A 22,586-nucleotide genomic window follows, 5' to 3' on the forward strand; every position below is an offset into this window, starting at 1 on the left:
CGATGACCGACATGCTCAGCGATAACGAGACGCAAGGCGCAACCGACCTGTTCAGCAAGTTCGATCCGCTGATCGAGATGCGCAAGGGCCTGCTCTCCACCGGCGTGACCGATCCGTTCGGCCTCGTCATGGAAAAGGTGATCTCGCCCACCGTCGCGATGTGCAACGGGCGCGAGACGATCCTGCTCGGCACCTACAACTACATGGGCATGACCTTCGACCCGGACGTGATCGCGGCGGGCAAGCAGGCGCTGGACGACTTCGGCGCCGGCACCACCGGTAGCCGCGTGCTGAACGGCACCTACGCGGGGCACAAGGCGGTAGAAGAAGCGCTATGCGACTTCTACGACATGAAGCACGCCATGGTGTTCTCGACGGGCTACCAGGCCAACCTCGGGATCATCTCGACCATCGCCGGCAAGGGCGATTACATCGTGCTCGACATCGACAGCCACGCCTCGATCTGGGACGGCTGCAAGATGGGCGACGCCGAAGTCGTGCCGTTCAAGCACAACGACATCGAAGCGATGGAAAAGCGCCTGCGCCGCATTCCCGAAGGCGCGGGCAAGCTGGTCGTGCTGGAAGGCGTCTACTCGATGCTGGGCGACATCGCCCCGCTCAAGGAGATGATCGCGGTCGCCAAGAAGTACGGCGCCATGGTCCTGGTGGACGAAGCGCACTCGATGGGCTTCATCGGCCCCAACGGCCGCGGCGTGGCCGAGGATCAAGGCTGCCTTGACGATGTCGACTTCGTGATCGGCACGTTCTCCAAGTCGGTCGGCACCGTCGGCGGCTTCTGCGTCTCGAACCACCCCAAGTTCGAGATCATGCGCCTGGTCTGCCGTCCTTACGTCTTCACCGCCAGCCTGCCGCCCAGCGTCGTCGCCACCGCCGCGACTTCGGTGCGCAAGCTGATGCACGCCGCCGACAAGCGCGCGCACCTCTGGGAAAACTCCAAGGTCCTGCACAAGGGCCTGACCGATGCCGGCTTCCAGCTCGGCACCGAGGAACCGCAGAGCGCGATCATCGCCGTGATCATGCCCGACCTCGAACGCGGCGCGATGATGTGGGAAGCGCTGCTGCACGAAGGGCTTTACGTGAACCTCGCGCGTCCGCCGGCAACCCCTGCCAACATGACGCTGCTGCGCTGCTCGCTCTGCGCCGAACACTCGGCGGAACAGGTCCAGCAGATCATCGGCATGTTCACGCGTGCGGGCAAGACGGCCGGCATTCTCGGCTAAGCCGCGCTTGAGCGATCCAGGCAAAGGCCCGGGCATGACGGTGCGGCTGCGCATCGTCGTGCTCGGGCTTTTGCTTGTCGGGCTGGGGCTGGGGCTGGTCGGCCACAGTGTCTGGAAGGACCAGCGCCGCGCCCGTCTTGTCGGGCTGACCGACAGCGCTTGCAGTCCGGCCGGCCGCTCGATCACCGGCAGCGACTACGACGACTGGGGCGGCCTGTGCTTCTACCGCGCCGCCAACACCGCCCTGCGGCGCGAGGGCCTGCATCCCGAAGTGGTGATGATCGGCGATTCGATCACGATGGGCTGGCCGACGCTGGGCACGCAAGTGGTCAATCGCGGCGTCGGCGGCCAGACCAGCAGCCAGATCCTGCTGCGTTTCCGGCAGGACGCGCTGGACCTCGGCCCGCGCGTCATCCACCTCATGCTCGGCAGCAACGACGTGTTCGGCCTGACCGGCCCGGTCACGCTGGACCAGATCGACGGCAATATCCGCAGCATGGCCGATCAGGCGCGGCTGCACGGCGCGGTGCTGATCCTCGGCACGCTGCCGCCCTCGAAAGGTTTCGGCGGCCTGTTCGAGCCCGACCCAAGCCCCGCCATCGCCCGGGTCAACGCGCGCCTGAGGCTCCTCGCCCGGCAGGAAGGGCTGGTCCTTGCCGACTACCACGCCGCCCTCGCGCATCCCGACGGATCGATCCGCGAAGAGCTGTTCACCGACGGCATCCACCCCAACGCGGCGGGATATGCGGCGATGCAGCCGGTCTACCGCGCCGCGCTTTCGGAGGCGGAACGGCGCCGCGGACGGTGAAAGTCCGTTTAAAAATCCGCCTAAGGCGGATGTGGCGGCCCCCGCCCACTCCCGTCCCGAAGACCCCAAAAAGGTCCGGTTGGGGACTGGGCTGGTGCCGCTTCGAAAATGCCCTCCGGGCATTTTCCAAACAGCCTCCTAGCCCTTGTGGCGGTCCACCAGCTTGAGGAAGTTCTCCAGCCAGCCGCCGACGAAGCCTGCCGACTGCTCGCCGATGGTGCCGTCCGGCGTGATCAGCCCGTCCTTCCACTGGATGAACGCCTCGGGCGCGCCGAGCGTGGGCATGTCGAGATAGGCCAGCACGTTGCGCAAGTGCTGCTGGGCCAGCGCCGAGCCGATGGCCCCGATCGAAACACCGATCACACCCGCCGGCTTGCCCGCCCAGACGCTCTGCCCATAAGGGCGCGAGGCATGGTCGATGGCGTTCTTGAGCACGCCCGGGAACGACCGGTTGTATTCCGGCGTCACGAAGATCACGCCGTCCGAACCGGCGATGAGCCCCTTGAGCGCCTTGACCGGCTCGGCCTGATCGGCATCGTCGTCCTGATCGTAGAGCGGCAGCGAGCCGATGTCGGCAAAGGTGAATTCGTGGCCTTCGCCCGCGGGCAGGCGGATCAGCGCCTCGGCGAACTGGCGGTTGAACGATCCTGCACGCAGGCTTCCCACGACAACGGCGATCTTCGACATGACGACTCCTCACGGCTACTGGCTGCCTTGCGGCACTATCCGTGCAAACGGTGTCAGTTGGAAGTCCCCGTGACAAAAGGAAGATACTGGGCAGCGTGGACAAATTCGCACGTCCGGCATCGCCCCTTAACCCGGCCTCTCCCTCCCGCTCAGGCTGAGCTTGTCGAAGCCCCCGGCGGCCAGGCGCTGCGGGCCAACTGGCTGATGGTCTGGCGCTGCGGGCGGGCTTCGACAGGCTCAACCTGAGCGGAGCTGGGGTCACAACCCGGCAAGGATACGTGCGCTTTCCCCAAAGTCAGACGATCAGGGCGGCGTGGAAATTGTCCACGCCGCCCTGATCGTGAAGTCATGAACGGCGCCATCAGATCGCGTGTTCGTCGTCCTCGGTCAGTTCGCCCAGCTTGCCCCCGACGGGCTGCTTGCCGGGCTGCTTGCCGGGCTGGTGCTTGCGGTACGCCTCGAAGCTGGCGCGGTCGGCATCGAACGTCATGTCCCAGGGAATGTTGTCGCCCCGGAAGATCGGCGGGGCATTGTTCGCCCACAGCAGCGAGCCGAAGCGGAAGTCCCAGGCGCGCGGCACCCAGTTCTCATCCAGATAGTCGGTATCGGCGTGATACTCGGCCTCGCCCGCCTTGCCGGGCATGTCGCAGTAATAATAGATCGCGCTGGAAATGCGGTGGCGCGAGATGCCGCCCGAGCTGTTCATGCTCTCGTTCTTCCAGCCCTTCGCCTCCATGATGTTGGCGCCGAGCATGACTTCGTCGATGTCGTCCATGCCGAAGGCGATGTGCATGAACTTGAAGTGGTCGGGGGCGATGGGAAGGTCGCAGTTCACCCAGAAGATCGAGTGGTGCTCATAGGTGCCGCCCGCGCGCGCGAAGATGCCCACGCCCTTCGAATGGTCGACATAGTGGAAACCGAAGTGGCGCTCGTAGAACTCGAAGCTGCCGACGTAATCGGGCGAGAAGAACACCACGTGGTTGATCGTCTTGGGCACCGCCCGCTGGCGCCAGATGCGGTGCTGGTTGAAGCGCGGATAGCTGGCGGGGGTGTTGACCGGGCTCGCTTGCGAATGGAACGCCCGCTTGGCCCAGACCCGCAGCGCAATCGGCTGCCCATCGGGACAGACGGCGTGGACGGTGCCATCGGCATCGCGCGTCACCGCCACTTCCGAGGCGAGGCTGGCGGCGATGGCCTCAAGGTTCTCGGCGCTGTCGACGCCCCAGACGGTTTCCTTGAGGCCGTCGCCGGGGAACGGGTCGGGGCTCGGCAGGCGGGCGTCGCCGTGGCGCAGCACGATCACCCGGCTGCCCGAGGCAAGGCGGAACACCGCCTCGTCCTCATCCAGGCGTTCCACCGGCAGGCCGAAATCGGTCCAGAACCGTGCGTGCTCGGCCACGTCGGCAACGCCGAACAGGACGCTCTCTACTCCCAGAATGCTCATGCTTGTCTCGATCCTGACTTTTCCAGAACTCGGTTATGACCGGCAGGAAGAGCCAGGAAAAACGCATGGAATCGGATCGCAGCTATCGAGCGCGCCGAATTGGCCTCAGCCGGAGAACGCCGCCTCGGTATGGCGCGGCACCCAGAGCAGGCCGACCAGGCTGAGCACGGCGGCGAGCGAGATATAGAGGCCGACGAACAGCACCCCGCCCTTGTCCACCAGTCCCTGCGCCACGGCCGGGGCAAAGCCGCCGCCGAGAATGCCGCCGACGTTGAAGGCGATCGACGAGCCGGTGTAGCGCACCCGCGCGTCGAACAGCTGCGGCAGCAGCGAGGCGAGCGGGCCATAGACGAAGCCCATCGTGAACAGGCCGAGCGACAGGAAGGCGGCGATGGCGGTGAGCGATCCGGCCGCGAACATCGGGCCCATCAGCAGACCGACGACGATGGCGCCCGCGCTGCCCGCGATCAGCACCGTGCGCGAGGTCCAGCGGTCCGCCGCATAACCGGCCAGCACGATGCCCACGGCCATGAACAGGATCGCGAAAAGCTGCACGCCCAGGAACGCCTGACGGTCGTAGCCGAGCGTCGTGGTGCCATAGCCCAGCGCAAAGGCGGTCGTAAGGTAATAGATCGCGAAGCAGGCGACGACCGCGAAAGTGCCCGCCAGCGTCTGGCGCATGTGGGTGCGGAACAGCTCGACGATCGGGATCGATTTCGGCGCCTCGCCGTGCATCGCCGCAAAAGAAGGCGTTTCGGCCAGGCGGAAGCGGATCCACAGGCCAAGGCCGACCAGCACCGAACTCAGCAGGAACGGGATGCGCCAGCCCCAGCGCACGAAATCGCTTTCGGACAGCGTGAGGCTGAGCACGAGGAACAGGCCATTCGCGGCGATGAAGCCCACCGGCGCCCCCAGCTGCGGGAACATGCCGAAGCGGGCACGCCAGCCCGGCGGGGCATTCTCCACCGCCAGCAGCGCCGCGCCGCCCCATTCGCCGCCAAGGCCAAGGCCCTGGGCAAAGCGCATCAGGCAGAGCAGGAACGGCGCGATCCAGCCCGCGCTCTCGTACGTCGGCAGCAGGCCGATGGCGACCGTCGCCCCGCCCATCAGCAGCAGCGAGGCGACCAGCGTCGACTTGCGGCCGATCCGGTCCCCGAAGTGGCCGAACAGCGTCGCGCCGACCGGGCGGGCGACGAAGGCCACGCCGAAGCTGGCATAGGCCGCCAGTTGCTGGATCGAGGCGGAATGGGCCGGGAAGAACAGCGGCCCGAACACCAGCGCGGCGGCGGTGGCGTAGACGTAGAAGTCATAGAACTCGACCGCGGTGCCGACGAGACTGGCGGTCAGGATACGCGCATTGCGACGGTATGCGTTCACCGGCCCGCGCCTTCAACCACGCGGTTGCCCCGATCTGCCGTCACTTGCGCTGTCCTTTTCGAAAATTGCGAATCGAAGCGGACTTACGGCAATTGTTGCAGGAGTACACCCGCGCCCGCGCATTTTTCGCAGGATGTAGAGGCGGAAGCGCGCAGCCCCCGCCTTCCGGTTTCAACCTCGCTTGCGGAACAGCAGGCTGAGGATGAACAGGATCGTCCTGGCATCCAGCAGCTTGAGCGCCGCGCGCGCTTCTTCCGGCGTCACCTTGGCGACCATCGGCATCGCCCCGAAGATCTTGCCGCGAATGACCAGATTGTCGCCGTCCCGCTCGATCCGGCGCACCGCCATCAGTTCCTTGTCCTGCGCATCGAGGATGCGCATCACCGGAGCCTTCTTCTTCTCCGCCATCACACCGCTCCTGCGCAGACTTTGTCGAATTCGATGTCGAGGTCGTCCATCATCTGGATCGCCGTCGCCCGGCCCGCGCCGAACACGCCGCCGCCCGGGTGCATGAACGGCCCGACGAGGTAGAGCCCCTCGATCTGCGGCACCCGCAGCGAGCCGAGGTCCGGCGTCGGTCGGTGCCCGGCCGACTGGTAGAAGAACGGCGCGCAGCCGTGGATGTCGCCCTTGAGGAAGCTGGCCGGGCTGTCCCGCTCGTGATCGAGGGGGGAGCGGATCAGGCGGCCGGTGATGTTGGCGTCATCGAGGTTCGCGTAGAACTTGCGGTACTGCGCCAGCGCCTTGTCGGCGATCTCCTCCTTGCGATGGTCCCACGAACCCGGCCCGCCGGGCCAGAGGTCGTACGGGGCAAAGTTCACGCCGTAGAACACGCCCGCGCCTTCGGGCGCCCGGCTGGGGTCGAAGATCGTGTTGTCGCCGCCGGCGATCAGCCGTTCGGACACTTCGCCGCGCCGCAGCTTGTCGTACTCCAGCAGCATGTCGCGCATGGTGTAGAAGTCCATCAGCTCGGTCATCATCGCATTGGTTTCATTGCCGACCTTGAGCCTGAGGCGCTCCTTCAGGGTCAGGTGCGTGAGGTTGATCGAGAAGGTCGACTGCGTCACCCGCTCCGCGCGCTGGAGCACCGGCTCGGGGGTTTCGGCCACGAACTTGCGCAGGACATGCGGGTGGATCGCGCCGATCACGCCGTCCTTCGCCATGAAGGTCTCGCCATCCACCAGTTCGAGGCCGGTGGCTTTGCCGCCCGCGACGATCACCCGGCGCACTTCGGCATTGCAGCGCACTTCGCCGCCGAAATGCTCGATGGCGCGGACCAGGGAATGGGATAGCTGGCCGGAGCCGCCCCTGGGCATCGAGCAGCCATAGGCGTGGATGATCCCCGGCATCAGGAAAGCGCCCATGCCGGTGCCCAGTTCGTCGGGCATCTGCAGGTTCTCTGTCACCATGCGCACGATGTGGAGACGCAGCAGGTCGCTCTCGAAATACTGGTTCACCACGTCGAGCGCCGAGCGCTGCATGACATCGAGCAGGAAGCGCCCTTCGTCGGACTGGTCCATCATCGCCACGAAGGCGCCCATCGGGAACGGCGGGGCGTAGAGGCCGGACATGAACATCGGCAGTGCCGCCATCGAAGCGGTCGCAAACTTGCGATAGGCTTCGGCATCCTTGGGCGAGAAGCCGGCGATTTCCTCGCAGGTGCGGTCCAGATCGCGCCAGGAGCGCACCATCGTCCCGTCATCCCAGATCGAGGCGTGGGGCAATTCGGGGTAGATGTATTCGAGGCCGAACTTGCCGAGCAGGCCCAGCTCGTCCTCGCGCAGCATCGGGTTGCCCTGGATCATGATGTGCACATTGGAATGCTCGTCATGCCAGAAGCCGGGCTGGATCAGTTCACGCGTGGAAACGCCGCCGCCGTAGTGGGGCTTGCGCTCCAGCACGATCACCTTCTTGCCCGCCTTGGCCATGTAGGCGGCGGCGACAAGGCCGTTGTGCCCCCCGCCCATGACGACAACGTCGTACTGGCTCATGCATGCTCTCCCGAAAAGAAGGCCCGGAACCGTGCGATTCCGGGAACGTGGCTGGCGCAGCCGCCATCGGCGACCAGCACCTGGCCGGTGATGTTGCGGGCCGCGCCGGAGGCAAGAAAGGCCACCGCTTCGGCAATGTCCTCCGGCGCGCCGAGGCGGTCGCGCAGGGTTTCCTCCTCCACCGCCTGACGCAGCACCGGCGGGAAAGCCTCGCGCAGCGCCGGGGTCATCGTCATGCCGGGGGCGACGGCGTTGCAGCGCACGCCATGAATGCCGTGGCTGGCGGCGATGGCGCGGGTCATCTGAATCACCGCCGCCTTGGAGGAGGAATAGGCCGCCTGGATCATGTGGCCCTGCAATGCGAGGTTACTGACGGTGTTGACGATATTGCCACCGCTTGCCCGCAAGTGCGGCAGGGCCGCGCGGCACGCGATCATCGTGCCGCGCACGTTCACCGCGTAAGTCCGGTCCCACAGGACCGTAGCCATGTGCTCCACGTCCCCGTCATCGCGCGCGATGTCCGGCCCGAGCAGTGCCGCATTGTTGTGCAGCACGTCGAGCCTTCCGAACTGGGCCACTGTCCGTGCGATCATCGCCTCTATCGAGGTTTCCTGCTCCAGATCGAGGTGCACCGCGATGGCATCGGGCAATGTCGCGGCCAGTTCCTCGGCTGCGGAAAGGGCGATATCGGCGATCACCACTTTCGCGCCGCGCGCGCTCAGCAACCGGGCGGTGGCGCCGCCGATCCCGCCAGCGCCGCCGGTGATGACGGCAACCTTGCCATCCATTCTCGTCGCATCTGCGACCATCGCTCTCTCCCGGAATTGACCTTGTTTGATCCCGGCATAAAGTGCCTCCCGATGGATGGAAGACGGCACTTTTTTGTGCCCATTGCGGGGTAATGCGTGGAACCGCTGGACCTGCCGGGGCTGCGCGCCCTGGCCAATGAAATGGCGCGCTATGGCCATGAGCGGGAGGCGCCCGCGCGCGCGGTCATGGCCATGCTGGGGGACCGCTGGACCACCCTGATCCTGCTGGTGCTGGGCGAGGGCGAGATGCGCCATGCCGACCTCAAGCGCGTGATCGCGCAGCTATCGTCCGAACAGGCGATTTCGCAGCGGGTGCTGACGCTGAAACTGCGCGCGCTGGAACGCGACGGCTTCGTGCTGCGCAGCGTCAGCGCGGACGTGCCGCCCAAGGTCGCCTACCGGCTGTCAGGGCTGGGCGAAGGCCTCTTTGCCGGGGCGCGCGGGATGATCGACTGGATCAACGCCCGCTCAGAGGCCATCCACGCGGCCCGCGAGCGGTATGACCGGGAGCACGCGGGGGATTGATCCCCCTTCTGCGTGATCAGGACGGCGGGGCCCGTCCATGCGTTCACGGCCCAGGCGGCTTGGACACATTCCGCAACGCCTAGAGACTCTTGTTGTTCATCCGATAGGCATATTCGATCCGCTCGCGCTCGCTGTCCTCGCGCGGGATTGTGCCGATGGGCACGACGTTGCCGCCTGCCCCGGTGCGCTGGGCCATGGCACCGAGCTTCTCGACCACCCAGCGCAGCCCGGCATCGTTGTTGTTCGAAAGATGCCACTGGATCGCCTCGCGGATGCGCGGGAAGCTGAAGGGCATCTCGCGCATGACCAGCGGCAGGCTGCGCACGAAGACTTCGGCCATGCGGCGGTGCACCGTGGCAATGCGGTTGCTGTTCATCACCAGCCCGCCGATCGACAGGAAGCTGGGCGCCACCACTTCCACCCGGCGCTGCTGCTTCTGGCGGCGCATGAACCAGTCCTCGAAGGCGGCGACTCGGGCCTTGCCGAAGCGGGCGGTGACATGACCCAGTTCGAAATAGAGTTCCCGGGTCATCGGCTGGTGCATCGCCGGATTGCCCTCCCAGCCAAGCACCACATAGTCTTCCTCGAACAGGATCTGGCTGGGGTGATCGGTGGAGATGGCGTAATCGATGGTGAGCAGCAGATCGATGTAGCCGCGCTCCAGCGCATCGATCGGGGTATCGTGCATCGGCTGGACCTCGAAGCGGAAACCGGGCGCCTCGTGCGCGATCTCGGCGATCGTGTCGGCCAGCAGAACCTGCGTCGAGTAGTCCGAGGCCATGATGCGGATCTGGCGTTCCGCGGTGGCCGGATCGAACGGCGGGGCAACGGTGATGGTCGCGCGGATCTGCTCGAGCACCGCGCGCACCGGCTCGATCAGTTCCTCGGCGCGGGCGGTGAGGATCATGTGGCGGCCCTTCACCACCAGCAGCTCGTCCCCGAAGTATTCGCGCAGGCGCCCCAGCGCGCTGGATGTGGCGGATTGCGAGAGGCACAGCTTGTCCGCCGCCAGCGACACACTGCGCTCGGTCAGCAGCGCATCGAGGGCCACCAATAGATTGAGATCGAGCCGACCGAACCGCATTGCCATCTCCCGCGCGCTCCTTACGAAAGGGTTCGCAGGGCGCTTTGGGCGAGCATAGCAAGATCGCCGTCATGCGCAAAACCAGCCGTTTCCGCCGCCGGGGTGGAGAGCGGCGGCTGCGCGGCAAAGGCCGCCTCCAGCGCGGCATCGGGCTCGTAGCGGACCAGATCGGGCGAGACGCCGCACTGCCGCGCGATCTCGGCGGCCAGATCGCCCATCGTCACGCGCAGCGCGGGCAAAGTCACCGCGCGGGTCGGCGGCAGCAGCGCGGTGTCGAGCCTCAAGGCATGGACGAAGTTGCGGGCCACGCATTCCAGCGATTCCGCCCAGATCGTGCCAGTAGCCGAGACCGGGCAGGTGAACGCCTCGCCCGCCTTCAGGGCGTGGAACAGGTTCGACATGAAGGCGGACTTCATGCCCGAAGGGCCCTTGGGCCGTGCAAGAATGCCGGGCAGGCGCACCGTCACCCCGTCGATCAGCCCGCGATTGGAGAACATGGCCACGGCATGTTCCATCATCGCCTTGTGCCCGCCGTAGATCATCCTGGGCGAAAGCGGCGTGGCATCGTCCACCGCGGCGGGCAGCGGATCGCCGTAGACCGCGATGGAGCTGGCATAGGCGACCCGCAGGCCCGGCGTGAGCGCGCTCGCCTCCAGCAGCAGGTCGTACATCGCATCCACGTTGATCCGGCGCGAGGCCACCGGATCGGCCTCCGCCGCGCCGCCGGGAACCGTGGCGAGATGGACCAGCGCATCGCAGCCATCGCCCAGCGCCTCGGCCCGGACCGAGGACGCGCCCAGATCACCCTCAACCGCCCGCGCGCCCTCAGGAATACCGCCGCCATGGCTGTCGACCCCGACGACTTCATGTCCGGCATCGAGCAGGCCATGGACGAGTTGCCGACCGACGAAACCGCCGGCTCCGGTCACGAGCACTTTCACATCGATCTCCCTAGAGCGTTTTCTAATCAGGTGGAATCACCTGATGACTCAGAAAACACGTAAAAACAAAATCTTAGAGCATTTTATCCAATGCAGTCGGATCGGAAACTGCTCTAATATCGGTCAGAGTAGGCCTTGCGCACATCTTCGGAGTATCCGTCGACGCGGTACGGCAGCATCCGGGCGTTCCAGCCGTCCCACAGGGCCTTCAGTTCGGCCAGTCTTGCGGGCTGCGCGGCGGCGCGCTCGGCCCGTTCGTGCTCGTCTTCGGCAAGGTTGTAGAGATGCTCCTTCTCGCCGATCTTCACGTATTTCCAGTCACCCTGCCGCACCGCCGCCTGCTCGTTCGCCTTGAAGCGCCAGAACAGGGTGCGCGGAACCGGGGCGGCCTTGCCGGTCAGTTGCGCCGAGAGATCGATGCCATCGAACGTGCCCGCCCTGGCGACATTGCCGCCTGCCATCGTCAGGAACGTCGGCAGGAAGTCCATCGAGGCCATGACCTGATCGGACAGCGTGCCCGGCGCGATATGGCCCGGCCAGCGCATCAGGATCGGCACGCGGATGCCGCCTTCCAGCACTTCGCCCTTGTGACCGATGAAGGGCCATGTCTGCGAGAACCGCTCGCCGCCGTTGTCGCTGGTGAAGACGACGATGGTGTTATGCGCCTTGCCGGTACGGTCCAGCGCCGCCAGCACTTTGGCGACGTTCTGGTCCATCGCCTCCACCATTTCCTTGTACTTGGCGAGGTTGCCGCCTTCGTAGTGGAAGGAGTTGGGCAGAGTCTTGGCCGCCGCCGCATCCTCGCGCCCTTCCCAGGGCCAGTGCGGGGCGTTGAAGTGGAGCGAGAGGAAGAACGGCCTGTCGCCCGCGCTCTCGATGGTGCGCACCGCCTCGTCCCCGAACAGGTCGGTGAGGTAGCCGTCGCGCTGTTCGGGCGCGTTGTCCTGGGCAAGGCCGATGCCCTGCTCCTTGCCGCCCATCACCATGTGGTGCCGGAAATAATCCGCCGCGCCTTCGACCACGCCGAGGAACTCGTCGTATCCGTGTTGAAGCGGGCCATGCTCGGGCGGTTCGCCCAGATGCCACTTGCCGATCAGCTTGGTGTGATACCCCTGATCGCGCAGGACCGAGGCGATGGTCGGCCGGTCCAGCGGCACGCCGATATGCGGCGGCGCGCCGGGGCCGAGCGGTTCCTCGATACCGATGGCGAAGCGCTGGGCATAGCAGCCGGTCAGCAGCGCCGTGCGGGTGGGCGAGCAGATCGGCGTGCTGGCATAGCCCTGCGTCAGCCGCACGCCGTCGCGGCCGAGGCTGTCGATCGCGGGCGTTCGGATCGCGTGCGAGCCGGTTACGGAAAGGTCCGCATAGCCGAGGTCGTCAGCCATGATGTAGACGATGTTCGGCCGGCCCGAAGGGAGAGCCGGGCGGGCAAGCGCCCTGCCCGGCCCCGCAAGCGCGACGAGTGCGGTCGTCGCGCCCAGCCACCCCAGCGCTCTGCGGCGGTCGGTAGCTACGCCCATACCCTCAGAATTCCGCCGAGAGACGCAGCCCATACGTGCGCGGCGCGGTATAGCGCGCCACCGCGAAGCCGATCGGCGAGGATTGCGGCGTCGCGATCCGGCGCTTGTTCTCGATGTTCTGGATGAAGCCGCCGATGGAGAGGCCGCCGTCCGTCAGGCGCACGGCCAGGTTGGCGTCGGTCAGCCAGTACGAACGGATCTTCTCGAAATCGAGATACTCGAATGCGCCATACTGCGACGAACGCCACGAGGTGTTCACCCCGGCGACCAGTTCGTAGCTGTCGCCAAGCGGCACGATCTGCTCGACGCCCAGATTCACCGTCCACTTCGGCGAATAGAGCAGCGGGCGGCCCGAACAGTCGAACGCCAGGATCGGGGTGACGCCGTCGCTGAGGTAGCTGCCGGTCGCGCTCGACGGGCAGTTGATGTTGTTGCGCGGCGAGGCGGTGGTCAGCGTCAGCTGCTTGTACTCGGTATCGAGGTACTGGACCTTGGCCGAAAGCGTGGTGTTGTGCATGGGCTTGGCCATGAAATCGACATCGAAGCCCTTGATGTCGGCCTTGCCCGCATTGTCGATCGTGTTGATCAGCACCGAATCCGGCGAGACGGTGAAGTAGTTGATCTGCTGGTCCTTGTACTTCCAGTAGAACGCCTCGACGTTGAGCTGGATCTTGTTGTTGAAGAAGCGGTTCTTCGACCCGATCGTGTAGGCGGTGATGAATTCCGGCTTGTAGCTGGGATTGCCCTCGGAAAGCTGGAAACCGCCCGCGCGGTAGCCGCTCTCGACCGTGGCGTAGAGCAGCGAATCCGGCGCCACGTCGTACTCGGCGCCCGCCTTCCACGTCACCCGGCTGTAGCTGCCCGATTCGACCACCGGGTAATAGGTCTTCTGGATGATGCCGACGCCGTTGGTCAGGTTGTAGAACTGGGCATTGGGCTCGTCGGTGCTGCTGGAAGCGATGAAGCCGTTGGCGATCAGCCAGTTCACCGTGTCGCCGGTGGAGGTGAAGTTCGGGAAGTGCGGCAGCGCGCCGGGAGCGGCGCAACCGGCCGCGAACGAGGCTGGCGGCGTCGTCGGCGGCAGGCCGCCGCAATAGACGATGAAGTTGTTGATGATCCCGTCGATCGACTTGTGGTCATGCGTGTAGCGCAGGCCGCCGATCAGGCGGAACGCGTCGGTCAGGTGCGCGGTCAGCTGGCCGAAGGCCGCCCAGGATTCGGTCTTGTGGGTATAATGCTGGATCGGCAGCACGAATTCCTGGTTGTACTCGCCGGTGTTCTGGATCTTCTCGTTGAAATAGAAACCGCCGACCACGTAGTCGAACATGCCCACTTTGCCCGCCAGACGGGTTTCGAGGCTGGCCTGACGGTCATGCTCGTCGGTGTAGGCAGTGTTGAACGCCGGGCCGTAGAAGAAGCTGGTGGCATCGGCCTCGCGATAGGCCGGCAGCACCGTCAGCGTGCCGATGCCGGTATCGAGCGTGATCTCGGCATTGGCGCCCCAATAGGTGTTGTCAGTCATCTGCTGGCGGTTCATCGCATCGAGGAAACCGAAGCCCGGCGCGCCCAGCGAGGTCTGGCGGAAGGCATTGGCCGCATCGGTGTTGAAGCCCTCCGAATTGCCGAGGCCCGATGCCGTGAAGGTGAAGCCCGATGCCCCCGGCGTGAACGAGCCGATATAGCTGCCGCCCGCGCCGACACCGCCGACGTGGGTGTAGTCGCCGCCCACGCGCACGCTCAAGCTGTCGGTCGGCTCCCACAGGAGCTGCGCACGAACGCCGGTACGGTCGAGATCGTCGCTGCCGTCCTTGTTGTAGCCATCGTGGTACTGGCGGGTGCCGGCAACGCGCAGCGCGGCATTCTGACCGATGGCGAGGTTGGCATAGCCCTCGACGCTCACCGCGTCGTAATTGCCGGCCGAGAGCGTGAAGCCGCCCTTGTTCTGGCCCAATTGCGGGCGGTTGGGAATGATGTTGACCGCGCCGCCAGTGGCATTGCGGCCATAGAGAATGCCCTGCGGCCCCTTCAGCACTTCGACGCGGGCCAGATCATAGAACGCCGCCCCGAACGCGCCCGCCGCGCGCCCCAGCACGACGCCGTCATAGCTCGGCGTCACCGCGGGATCGTTGTAGCTGGAGTTGGTGACGTTGCCGACGCCGCGCAGGAAGATCGAGGTGTTGGAACCGCCGCCATTGGTGACGGTCAGCGCGGGAACGACCTTGTTCAGCGCATCGGCCTGGGTGACGCCCGACTGGATCAGGTCGTCTCCCCCCACCGCGTCGATGGCGATGCCCGCGCGCTGCATCGATTCCGAGCGGCGCTGGGCGGTGACGATGATGTCGCCGATGCCGCCATTGTCGGTGCTGGCCTGCGGCGCTGCCGCGCCATCCTGCGCCATGGCCGGCGCCGCCAGGACAATGGCGGACAGGCAGACGGATTCCAGAAGCCCTTTGCGCACGATGATCCTCCCAAATATGCTGTGTTCTTGGCATCGGGCTAGCCAAGCTGCGCTCCGGCGTCACACCGATTGTATCGATAGGCACGCATCCACAGTTCGGATTTGTCTGAAGCCGCCGCCTCGCTAGTCCTCGATGCATGACACGGGAGAGCATCAGCAGCATCGCCACGGCACTTGTCGTGGGCGGAGGGATCGGCGGCATGGCGACGGCCATCAGCCTTGCGGAGCGCGGCGTCAGGGTGGACCTGATCGACCTCGATCCGGATTGGCGGGTCTACGGCGCCGGCATAACCATCACCGGGCCGACCTTGCGCGCCTATCGGCGGCTCGGCCTGCTGGACGAGATCAAGCAGGCCGGCGCGATCACCACCAAGACGCGGCTCTATCGCTACGACGGCACGCTGATGCAGGTGCTGGACGAGCCGGTGATCGAGGAAGGCCTGCCCGCCACCGGCGGCATCATGCGCCCGGTGCTGCACCGGATCATGCAGACCCGCGTGAAGGCGCTGGACATCCCGGTGCGCCTTGGCGTGACCGTAACCGCACTCGAAAGCGACGATCAGGGTGTCGACGCGACCTTTTCCGATGGTTCCACCGGCCGCTACGATCTGGTGATCGGCGCCGACAGCGTCTTTTCCGCCGTGCGCGAACTGGCCTTCCCGCACATGGCCCCCGCCCAGCCGACCGGACAAGGCTGCTGGCGCATCTCGATCCGCAAGCCGCCCGGCCTCAGCGAGAGCGAATTCTTCCTCGGGACCGATACCCCTTGCGGGATCACCGCATGCAGTCCCGACAACGTCTATATGTGGATGCTCACTGCCCATGAGGAGCGCGAGCGCTTCATGGACGAAGAGGAACTCTACACCACCCTCAAGGAACTGCTCGCCCCGTTCGGCGGCAATGCCGGCTGGATTCGCGACAATATGACGCGGGAGGACTGGATCAACTACCGTCCGCTGGCCGCCGCATTGCAGCCGCGTCCGTGGTCGAGCGGGCGAGTGGTGCTGCTGGGCGATGCCGTCCATGCGACGACGCCCCATCTCGCCTCGGGCGCGGGCATGGCGGTGGAAAGCGCCATCGTGCTGGCGGAGGAACTCGCCGCTGCCGACAGCGTGGGCAAGGCCCTCGCCGCCTATGAAGAGCGCCGCTTCGACCGCTGCCGCTTCATCATCGAGAGCAGCATCGGCATCGGCCGCCTGCAGATGGAGCATCGCCCGCCGCAGGAACATGCCGCCCTGCTGGAAACCGCACTGGCCCGCCTGAACGAGCCGTTCTGATGCCAAAAGGAAGGCGGGGAAAGTCCCCGCCTTCTTCGTGTCACGATGGTGTCGATCTCACCACGCCGTCGCCCCCGCATCGATGGGAATATCGGCCCCGGTGACATAGCGCGCCTCTGCGCTCGCCAGCCAGCAGGCGGCCCAGGCGATGTCCTCCGGCTCACCGAGCCGCTTGAGCATGTTCTTGGCGAGCACCTGCTGCTCGAAGCCCGGATCGGCGGCGAGGTGGCGCGCGGTGGCCGCCGTCCTGATGAAGCCCGGCGCGATGGTATTGGCGCGGATGCCGTGCGGGGCGCCCTCCATCGCCAGTTGCCGCGTCATCGCCAGAACCCCGCCCTTGCCCGCGCAGTGCGCCAGCGCCGGCGAGCCTTCCAGTGCATGGCGGGCATTGGCCGAGGCGAAGTTGATGACGCTGGCCGAACCGCTCGCCCTTAGCCAAGGCCAGGCTGCGCGAGTGGCGAGGTAGACGATGTCCAGTTCCCCGGTGAGCGTCTTCTTCCAATCGGCATAGGAAAGCGCTTCTATCCAGCCGAACACCGCGAAGGCAGCGGCGTTGACCAGCACGTCGATGCGGCCATGCTCGGCGCCGATGCGGGCGAACAGCGCCTGCGTCTGCGCCTCGTCTGTGAGGTCGCAGGTCTCGTCGGCGCCCGACAGGTCGACGCCGATCACTATCGCGCCTTCCTGCCGGAAGATCCGCGCGACCCCCTCGCCGATGCCGTTGCCCGCTCCGGTGACGACCGCCACGCGGCCCTTGAGGCGATCAGCCATGGGCCATCTCCAGCTTGTGGTTTCCATGCATGCGCGAGGCGATCAGGGCGATGACCACCCCGCCCAGCGCCGCGACGGACAGCGTCATGAACGCGCCCAGCAACCCGCCGGTACGCTGTCCGGCAAAGGTCACCACCAGCGGCGAGAGGAACTGGCCGAGCGCAAAGGCCGATTGCCAGAACCCGGTGCCGCGCCCGCGGATTTCGAACGAGAGGATCGACATCGACCACACCAGAAGCGTCGGCAGCAGCAGGCCCGCGCCGATCTGGTTGATGAAGCAGCCGACCAGGAAGCCCGGTACGGTGCCTGCCTTGCCCATCAGCGCAAAGCCCAGCGAGAGCAGCGCGAACTCGGCCAGCAGCAACCGCCCGACCGGCCACTTCGGCCCGATCCGCGAATAGAGGAACGTGCCCAGCGGCACCCCGATAGAGGCAATGGACGTCAGGAACCCGCGCTCCGCCGGGCTCGTCAGCCCCAGCGCGGCAAGCCCGCTCGGCGCCTGGATCTGCACGGTATAGAAGAATACCGAACCGTAGATCGTGATCGCCGCGATCATTGCCATCCTGGCCCAGGGAAAGCCCGCCCACGAAAGATTGCGCGGCGCCGCATCGGCCTCGTCATCGGGGTGGGCTGCGCTTGCTGGCTCCCATGTGAACTTGAAGACCAGCGCGAACATGACCAGCGCCGAGGCATAGGCCCAGAACGGCGTGCGCCAGCCGCTCTCGCCCATCGCGCCGCCGAGGTTGAAGAACAGCAGCGCCGACATCGAGGCAAAGGCGGTCTGCGCCGCCAGCCAGCGGTCGCGCGCGGCGCCCTTGTAGTAATCGCCGATCATCGTGGTCGAGAGCACGTAGATCAGCGCCTCGGCCAGCCCCACGCCCACGCGCGAGATCAGGATATGGGTAAGGTCGTGCAGGAACACCGGCAGGACCCCGACCACGGCATAGAGCAGGAAGGAAAACAGCAGCAGGCGGCGGCGCCCGAAGTAGTCGCCCAGGATCCCCGCCACCGGACACAGCAGCGCCACGCAGAGCGAGGGCAGCGTCAGGATCATCGGCACCCAGTATTCGTGGTTCGGAACCGAGGAAAACTGCTTCATCAGATCCGGCACGATCGGCGTCAGCAGCACGATCGCCATCGTCGTCAGCGTGATCGGTAAAAGCAGCGATATGCCGGTCATCCAGCCGGCCTGGTGATGTCGAACCATTCTCTCCCTTTCCGCGCCCTTGTTCCTGGCCCGTTACTGTCGGGTCCTGAAGGCATCCCGCGCCGTACATGACGCGGAATTTGGACCTGGCCGTTGTCGGCTGCCGGGCCGCCAAGTCCAATCGATTATGCGGGAGGGTAGGTATTCGCAGCGTGGTTAGGCGGGGTAGGGCAAGTTTGGCCGAGCAATCGACTTCTCGCCGGCAACGGACATTCCGGTATCGCCCCAAAACAGACCAAATCCGCTCAGCCTGAGCTTGTCGAAGGCCCCGAAGCGGGGCGCTGAGTCCCCCATGCTTCGACAAGCTCAGCATGAGCGGGGTGGTTGGGGCAGCGTCCGCTTGGCACCCAAAACAGACCAAACCCGCTCAGCCTGAGCTTGTCGAAGGCCCCGAAGCGGGGCGCTGAGCCTCCCATGCTTCGACAAGCTCAGCATGAGCGGGGTGGTTGGTGCGATGGCCGCTTCACCTGACATTTCGGCCTAAACAGCCGTCTCGGTCACCGCATGGCCGCAGGCCCTTGCGCGTCCACCTTGCCATGGACGCGCCACGTTCAGGCGGCGCGCAAGGTGGACGCTCCGAGGCTCCGGGGGATCTCCTGAGTTTATCGCAGGCCCCCGGAATCTTCCCTTTTCTGGCCCCCTCAGGCCAGCAGCCCGCGCCGCTCCAGCAGCGCGGTGACGTCCGCGTCGCGTCCACGGAAGGCGCGGAAGCTGTCGGCCGCCGGGCGGGTGGCGCCGCGCGAGAGGACTTCCTCGCGCAAGGCGTCGCCCGTCGCGCGGTCCACCACGCCGGCTTCCACGAACTTGCCGAAGCCGTCCGCCGCCAGCACTTCGGCCCAGAGGTAGCTGTAGTAGCCCGCAGCATAACCGCCCGCGAAGACGTGGCTGAAGGCGTGGGGGAAGCGGTGCCATTCGGGCGGGTGGACGACGGCCACTTCCTCGCGCACCGCCTCGATCACTTCCATCGGGTCGCTGCCCATGGTGCCGAGGTGGAGCAGGAGGTCGAACAGGCCGAACTCGATCTGGCGCAGCACGAAGAGGCCCGACTGGAAGCGGCGGGCGGCCAGCATCTTCTCGAAGAGGTCTGCGGGCAGCGGCGCGCCGCTGCGGTAGTGGCCGGACATGCCGGTGAGCACTTCGCGGTCCCAGGCGAAGTCCTCCATCAGCTGGCTGGGCAGTTCGATGGCGTCCCACTCGAAACCGCTGGTGCCCGCCACGCTCGGCCGGTCGACGCGGGTGAAGAGGTGGTGGAGGCAGTGCCCCGTCTCGTGCAGCAGCGTCTCCACTTCGGTGTGGGCCAGCAGCGAGGGCGTGTCGCCGCCCCTGGGCGCGAAGTTGCAGGTGAGATAGGCCACCGGCACGCGTGCGGTGTTGCCTTCGGACAGGCGCGGGCGGGCCTGCGCCATCCAGGCGCCGCCCTGCTTGCCCTGGCGGGCGTGGAGATCGAGGTAGAGCCCGGCGATCACCGCGCCCTGCTCGTCCGCCACATCGTAATAGCGGGCATCGGCGTGCCAGAGCGACACGTCGGCCCGCTCGACCAGGGTGATGCCGAAGAGGCGGCCGAGCAGCACCTGCCAGCCCGCCAGCACGCGCTCGACCGGGAAGTAGGCGCGCACTTCCTGCTCGTCGACGGCAAAGCGCGCCAGCTTGATGCGGTTGGCGACGAAGGTCAGATCCCAGGGCTGGAGATCGTCGATGGCGAGTTCCTGCGCGGCGAATTCGCGCGCGGCGGCAAGGTCGCGCTCGGCACCGGGGCGGGCGCGGGCGGCAAGATCGCGTAGGAAGTGCAGCACTTCGCCCGCATTGGGGGCCATCTTGGTGGCGAGCGAGAGTTCCACCGGATCGGCAAAGCCCAGCAAGGTGGCCGCCTCGCGCCGCAGTTCGAGAATGCGGGCGATACGCTGCGTGTTGTCGAACTGCCCCGCATTGGGGCCCTGATCGGAGGCGCGGGTGCCGAAGGCGGTATAGACACGCTCCCTGAGGCCGCGATCCTCGGCAAAAGTCAGCACCGCGTTGACGCTGGGCCACTGGAGCGTGACCACCCAGCCTTCCAGCCCCTTGGCCGCGGCATTGGCGGCAAACATCTCCATCGCCGCCTCGGGAATGCCGGCCAGGACGGCGGCATCGGTAGCGTGCTCGCTCCAGGCATCGGTGGCGTCGAGGACGGCGGCGGAAAAGGCATTGGAAAGGCCCGCCAGCTCCATCGAGATCTCGGCAAAGCGCGCGCGCTGCCCGGCTGGCAGGGCGACGCCGGAGAGGCGGAAGCTGCGCAGCATGTGCTCGACCGCGGCGCGGTCGGCGGCGGAACGCTGCGCGAAACCGGGGCTGGCCTCCAGCGCGGCGATCACTTCGTAGAGGTCGTGGTCCTGGAAAACCGCCGTCATCACTTCGACGATGCGCTGCTGGCCGGCGGCATGGGCCTCGCGCAGTTCAGGGGTATTGGCCACCGACTTGAGGTGCGAAACCGCCGACCACAGCGCGTCCAGCGCGGTATCGGCCGCCTCGAGCGGTAGCCAGGCCGAATCGAAATCGCCCGGCTTGTCCGCCACGATCCGCGCCGCTGCCGCCTGCATGTCCGCCAGCGCGGTTTCCAGCGCGGAGGCAATCGCCTCGCCGGTCAGCGCGGCATAGTCGGGAAGGGTAAGGGGATCGAGCAGCGAACGGGCCATCAGGTCTTTTCCGGTTGTCATGGGGGAGAGGAATCTAGGGACACCGGCGCCGCGGTTAAACCCCTTTGGTGCAGCAACCTTCCCGGCGCCTGCGCGTTCCCCCGGAAGACTGCCTAGGCGCCCGGAAGCGGGGGCGAAGGAAAGCGGGTCTATTCTTGCCCGCTACACGCAGCATCAACACGCGCGAGGTCGGATCGCATGGAGGAGTACCGGACACCGCACAGCCCGCAGTCGCCCCTCGACCAGGACCCCTTGGACCAGGAGCCCTTGGACCAGGAGCGCCGCAATACGCGGGCCGCCGTGGAGATCATGGCGACCTTCCGCCATGCCCTCACCAGTTCCACCGTCGTGCTCAAGGACCTCACCCGCTTCGGCGCGCGGGTCGAGGGCATCGGCCCATTGAAGACCGATGAAGCGGTCAGCCTGGGATTGCCCGGTTGCCGCCCGGCGCTGGCTTTCGTGGCCTGGACCGAAGGACTTTCCGCCGGGCTCGAATTCGCCGAACCGCTGAGCGAGGCGGTCCATGCCGACCTCGTTTCGCGCTATGGCCTCGGCAGCCTGACCAACCCGGCGCTGGGACGCCACTTCATCAACTGAGGCACCGATCAATGAAGCGCCGAGGGCACATGCGGCACCGCCCTGGCCTGCATCAGGCGACCGCCGGCTCCAGCAGGCGCATGGTGCCGGCATCGGCGTCAATCTCCACCGACAGCCCCACGGGCACGCTGTCCTGCGCGGCGATATGACCGATCTGCAGCCCCTGGAACGAAGGCACCTTGAGGCCGCCGAACTGGCGATCGAGCACTTCGTAGATGGTGAAGTTGGAAAAGCCGCCGTCGGGGTTGGTGCAATGGGTGCACTGGCCGAAGACAATGCCCGCCACCTTGTCGAACACCCCTGCCAGCGCCAGCTGGGTCAGCATGCGGTCGATGCGATATTCGGATTCGTTGGTATCCTCGAGGAACAGCACCGCGCCGGTGAAATCGGGCAGGTAGGGCGTGCCGACCAGTGCCGAGAGCACCGAGAGATTGCCGCCCAGCAGCTTTCCGCGCGCCTTGCCGCCACGGAAGGTGCGCAAGTCCTTGCCGCGCCCGGCCAGGTTGAGGCCGGCGCCCACGGGCACCTGCCAGGTCGGCGTCGCCCCCTCGAAAGCGAGCGCGTGGAAGTTCGCCCAGGCTGCCGGCGGCCAGGAGGCCGAGGCGTTGGGGCCATGAATGCTCGCCACCCCGGTGCGGGCCGCAAAGGCGAGGTGCAGCGCGGTATTGTCGCTGAATCCGACGAACAGCTTGGGGGTCCTCGCGATCTTCGCATAGTCGAGCAGCGGCAGGATCCGCGCGCAGCCCCAGCCACCGCGCACCGACATCACCCCGCGCACTTGCGGGTCGGCAAACATCGCCATCAGGTCATCGGCGCGCGTCCGATCCGAACCGGCCAGATAGCCCTCGCGCTCCAGCATGTGCGGCGCGGGCCGGGGCACCAGCCCCATGGCGCGCACGCTGGCCATGACCTCCTCCAGCCCGAAACGGTCGCCGATGAACCCGGCAGGGGCGACCAGCCCCAGCACGTCGCCCTCGCGCAGGCGCGGCGGCTTGACCAAAGCGGGCGCGGGGGCTGCGGAAAACGCGGGCCACGCGGACAGGGCTGCCGCCATGACGCCAAGGCCGCCCAGTGCGGCGCGGCGGGTAAGGATCGAATTCACCATGGAAACCAGACTAGGCGCGCCAATCTCTTGCATGCAACCGCAAGCGGCCTAGATATTTGTGCTTTCTCCCGCCGC

The 22,586-nt window shown here is 66.5% G+C and carries 19 protein-coding genes; 5 read left to right on the plus strand and 14 right to left on the minus strand.

Going from position 1 to position 22,586, the window contains the following annotated elements:
- The first annotated feature begins 2 nt into the window (after positions 1-2).
- Together spt and OKA11_RS06785 are read left to right on the plus strand one after the other, a co-directional pair.
- On the plus strand, positions 3-1,241 hold the full coding sequence (spt, locus tag OKA11_RS06780; protein ID WP_267219454.1) for a serine palmitoyltransferase: 1,239 nt from the start codon (positions 3-5) through the stop codon (positions 1,239-1,241).
- Between the two features lie 34 nt (positions 1,242-1,275).
- Positions 1,276-2,049, plus strand: a complete 774-nt coding sequence (locus OKA11_RS06785) for a GDSL-type esterase/lipase family protein (RefSeq protein WP_267219455.1) — start codon at positions 1,276-1,278, stop codon at positions 2,047-2,049.
- 138 nt (positions 2,050-2,187) lie between these two features.
- Here OKA11_RS06785 and OKA11_RS06790 read toward each other — a convergent pair whose 3' ends face one another.
- The 6 genes from OKA11_RS06790 to OKA11_RS06815 all read right to left on the minus strand — a co-directional run bounded on the left by OKA11_RS06790 (position 2,188) and on the right by OKA11_RS06815 (position 8,357).
- The gene (locus OKA11_RS06790) at positions 2,188-2,736 is read right to left on the minus strand and encodes an NADPH-dependent FMN reductase (RefSeq protein WP_267219456.1); all 549 of its coding nucleotides are present in this window, start codon (positions 2,734-2,736) and stop codon (positions 2,188-2,190) included.
- Between the two features lie 361 nt (positions 2,737-3,097).
- On the minus strand, positions 3,098-4,180 hold the full coding sequence (locus tag OKA11_RS06795) for a VOC family protein (RefSeq protein ID WP_267219457.1): 1,083 nt from the start codon (positions 4,178-4,180) through the stop codon (positions 3,098-3,100).
- 105 nt (positions 4,181-4,285) lie between these two features.
- Positions 4,286-5,557: an MFS transporter gene (locus OKA11_RS06800; RefSeq protein ID WP_267219458.1), complete on the minus strand. Its 1,272-nt coding sequence runs from the start codon at positions 5,555-5,557 to the stop codon at positions 4,286-4,288.
- Between the two features lie 171 nt (positions 5,558-5,728).
- Positions 5,729-5,965, minus strand: coding sequence for a hypothetical protein (locus tag OKA11_RS06805; RefSeq protein ID WP_267219459.1), 237 nt, complete (start codon positions 5,963-5,965; stop codon positions 5,729-5,731).
- Positions 5,965-7,548, minus strand: coding sequence for a phytoene desaturase family protein (locus OKA11_RS06810; protein ID WP_267219460.1), 1,584 nt, complete (start codon positions 7,546-7,548; stop codon positions 5,965-5,967). Before OKA11_RS06810 ends, OKA11_RS06805 begins: the two co-directional genes overlap by 1 nt.
- Positions 7,545-8,357 (minus strand): SDR family NAD(P)-dependent oxidoreductase, encoded by an 813-nt coding sequence (locus OKA11_RS06815; protein WP_267219461.1) that lies wholly within the window; start codon positions 8,355-8,357, stop codon positions 7,545-7,547. Before OKA11_RS06815 ends, OKA11_RS06810 begins: the two co-directional genes overlap by 4 nt.
- A gap of 96 nt (positions 8,358-8,453) precedes the next feature.
- Between OKA11_RS06815 and OKA11_RS06820 the strand changes: the two genes are divergently transcribed.
- Positions 8,454-8,882, plus strand: a complete 429-nt coding sequence (locus OKA11_RS06820) for a winged helix-turn-helix transcriptional regulator (protein WP_267219462.1) — start codon at positions 8,454-8,456, stop codon at positions 8,880-8,882.
- 79 nt (positions 8,883-8,961) lie between these two features.
- On the opposite strand, the gene OKA11_RS06825 is transcribed toward OKA11_RS06820, so the two are convergent.
- The 4 genes from OKA11_RS06825 to OKA11_RS06840 form a co-directional block, all read right to left on the minus strand.
- A complete protein-coding gene (locus tag OKA11_RS06825) occupies positions 8,962-9,972 on the minus strand; it encodes a LysR family transcriptional regulator (protein ID WP_267219463.1) in 1,011 nt (336 codons plus the stop codon).
- Between the two features lie 14 nt (positions 9,973-9,986).
- Complete coding sequence (locus OKA11_RS06830) at positions 9,987-10,907, minus strand: NAD-dependent epimerase/dehydratase family protein (RefSeq protein ID WP_267219464.1); 921 nt, start codon at positions 10,905-10,907, stop codon at positions 9,987-9,989.
- Between the two features lie 113 nt (positions 10,908-11,020).
- Positions 11,021-12,427: a sulfatase-like hydrolase/transferase gene (locus tag OKA11_RS06835; RefSeq protein ID WP_267219465.1), complete on the minus strand. Its 1,407-nt coding sequence runs from the start codon at positions 12,425-12,427 to the stop codon at positions 11,021-11,023.
- 4 nt (positions 12,428-12,431) lie between these two features.
- Complete coding sequence (locus OKA11_RS06840) at positions 12,432-14,885, minus strand: TonB-dependent receptor (protein ID WP_267219466.1); 2,454 nt, start codon at positions 14,883-14,885, stop codon at positions 12,432-12,434.
- 137 nt (positions 14,886-15,022) lie between these two features.
- Between OKA11_RS06840 and OKA11_RS06845 the strand changes: the two genes are divergently transcribed.
- Entirely contained in the window at positions 15,023-16,162 is a 1,140-nt protein-coding gene (locus tag OKA11_RS06845; protein ID WP_267219467.1) for an FAD-dependent monooxygenase, read from the plus strand.
- 57 nt (positions 16,163-16,219) lie between these two features.
- On the opposite strand, the gene OKA11_RS06850 is transcribed toward OKA11_RS06845, so the two are convergent.
- The 3 genes from OKA11_RS06850 to OKA11_RS06860 form a co-directional block, all read right to left on the minus strand.
- A complete protein-coding gene (locus OKA11_RS06850) occupies positions 16,220-16,933 on the minus strand; it encodes an SDR family NAD(P)-dependent oxidoreductase (protein WP_267219468.1) in 714 nt (237 codons plus the stop codon).
- On the minus strand, positions 16,926-18,140 hold the full coding sequence (locus OKA11_RS06855) for an MFS transporter (RefSeq protein WP_267219470.1): 1,215 nt from the start codon (positions 18,138-18,140) through the stop codon (positions 16,926-16,928). The genes OKA11_RS06850 and OKA11_RS06855 overlap by 8 nt, the downstream gene beginning before the upstream one ends.
- A 641-nt stretch (positions 18,141-18,781) precedes the next feature.
- Positions 18,782-20,809: a M3 family metallopeptidase gene (locus OKA11_RS06860; protein WP_267219471.1), complete on the minus strand. Its 2,028-nt coding sequence runs from the start codon at positions 20,807-20,809 to the stop codon at positions 18,782-18,784.
- A 267-nt stretch (positions 20,810-21,076) separates the two neighbouring features.
- Here OKA11_RS06860 and OKA11_RS06865 point away from each other — a divergent pair, with 267 nt between their 5' ends.
- A complete protein-coding gene (locus OKA11_RS06865) occupies positions 21,077-21,406 on the plus strand; it encodes a hypothetical protein (protein ID WP_267219472.1) in 330 nt (109 codons plus the stop codon).
- A 52-nt stretch (positions 21,407-21,458) separates the two neighbouring features.
- Here the strand turns inward: OKA11_RS06865 and OKA11_RS06870 are convergent, their stop codons facing one another.
- Complete coding sequence (locus tag OKA11_RS06870) at positions 21,459-22,511, minus strand: S66 peptidase family protein (protein WP_267219473.1); 1,053 nt, start codon at positions 22,509-22,511, stop codon at positions 21,459-21,461.
- Positions 22,512-22,586 lie beyond the last annotated feature (75 nt).

Source organism: Novosphingobium clariflavum, assembly GCF_026420865.1.
GTDB lineage: Bacteria > Pseudomonadota > Alphaproteobacteria > Sphingomonadales > Sphingomonadaceae > Novosphingobium > Novosphingobium clariflavum.

Excerpts from the sequence above, each read along its gene's own strand:
- spt (WP_267219454.1), top strand. The coding sequence starts at position 3 with ATGACCGACATGCTCAGCGATAACGAGACGCAAGGCGCAACCGACCTG.
- OKA11_RS06785 (WP_267219455.1), top strand. The coding sequence starts at position 1,276 with ATGACGGTGCGGCTGCGCATCGTCGTGCTCGGGCTTTTGCTTGTCGGG.
- OKA11_RS06790 (WP_267219456.1), bottom strand. The coding sequence starts at position 2,736 with ATGTCGAAGATCGCCGTTGTCGTGGGAAGCCTGCGTGCAGGATCGTTC.
- OKA11_RS06795 (WP_267219457.1), bottom strand. The coding sequence starts at position 4,180 with ATGAGCATTCTGGGAGTAGAGAGCGTCCTGTTCGGCGTTGCCGACGTG.
- OKA11_RS06805 (WP_267219459.1), bottom strand. The coding sequence starts at position 5,965 with ATGGCGGAGAAGAAGAAGGCTCCGGTGATGCGCATCCTCGATGCGCAG.
- OKA11_RS06810 (WP_267219460.1), bottom strand. The coding sequence starts at position 7,548 with ATGAGCCAGTACGACGTTGTCGTCATGGGCGGGGGGCACAACGGCCTT.
- OKA11_RS06815 (WP_267219461.1), bottom strand. The coding sequence starts at position 8,357 with ATGGTCGCAGATGCGACGAGAATGGATGGCAAGGTTGCCGTCATCACC.
- OKA11_RS06825 (WP_267219463.1), bottom strand. The coding sequence starts at position 9,972 with ATGGCAATGCGGTTCGGTCGGCTCGATCTCAATCTATTGGTGGCCCTC.
- OKA11_RS06835 (WP_267219465.1), bottom strand. The coding sequence starts at position 12,427 with ATGGGCGTAGCTACCGACCGCCGCAGAGCGCTGGGGTGGCTGGGCGCG.
- OKA11_RS06845 (WP_267219467.1), top strand. The coding sequence starts at position 15,023 with ATGACACGGGAGAGCATCAGCAGCATCGCCACGGCACTTGTCGTGGGC.
- OKA11_RS06850 (WP_267219468.1), bottom strand. The coding sequence starts at position 16,933 with ATGGCTGATCGCCTCAAGGGCCGCGTGGCGGTCGTCACCGGAGCGGGC.
- OKA11_RS06855 (WP_267219470.1), bottom strand. The coding sequence starts at position 18,140 with ATGGTTCGACATCACCAGGCCGGCTGGATGACCGGCATATCGCTGCTT.
- OKA11_RS06860 (WP_267219471.1), bottom strand. The coding sequence starts at position 20,809 with ATGGCCCGTTCGCTGCTCGATCCCCTTACCCTTCCCGACTATGCCGCG.
- OKA11_RS06870 (WP_267219473.1), bottom strand. The coding sequence starts at position 22,511 with ATGGTGAATTCGATCCTTACCCGCCGCGCCGCACTGGGCGGCCTTGGC.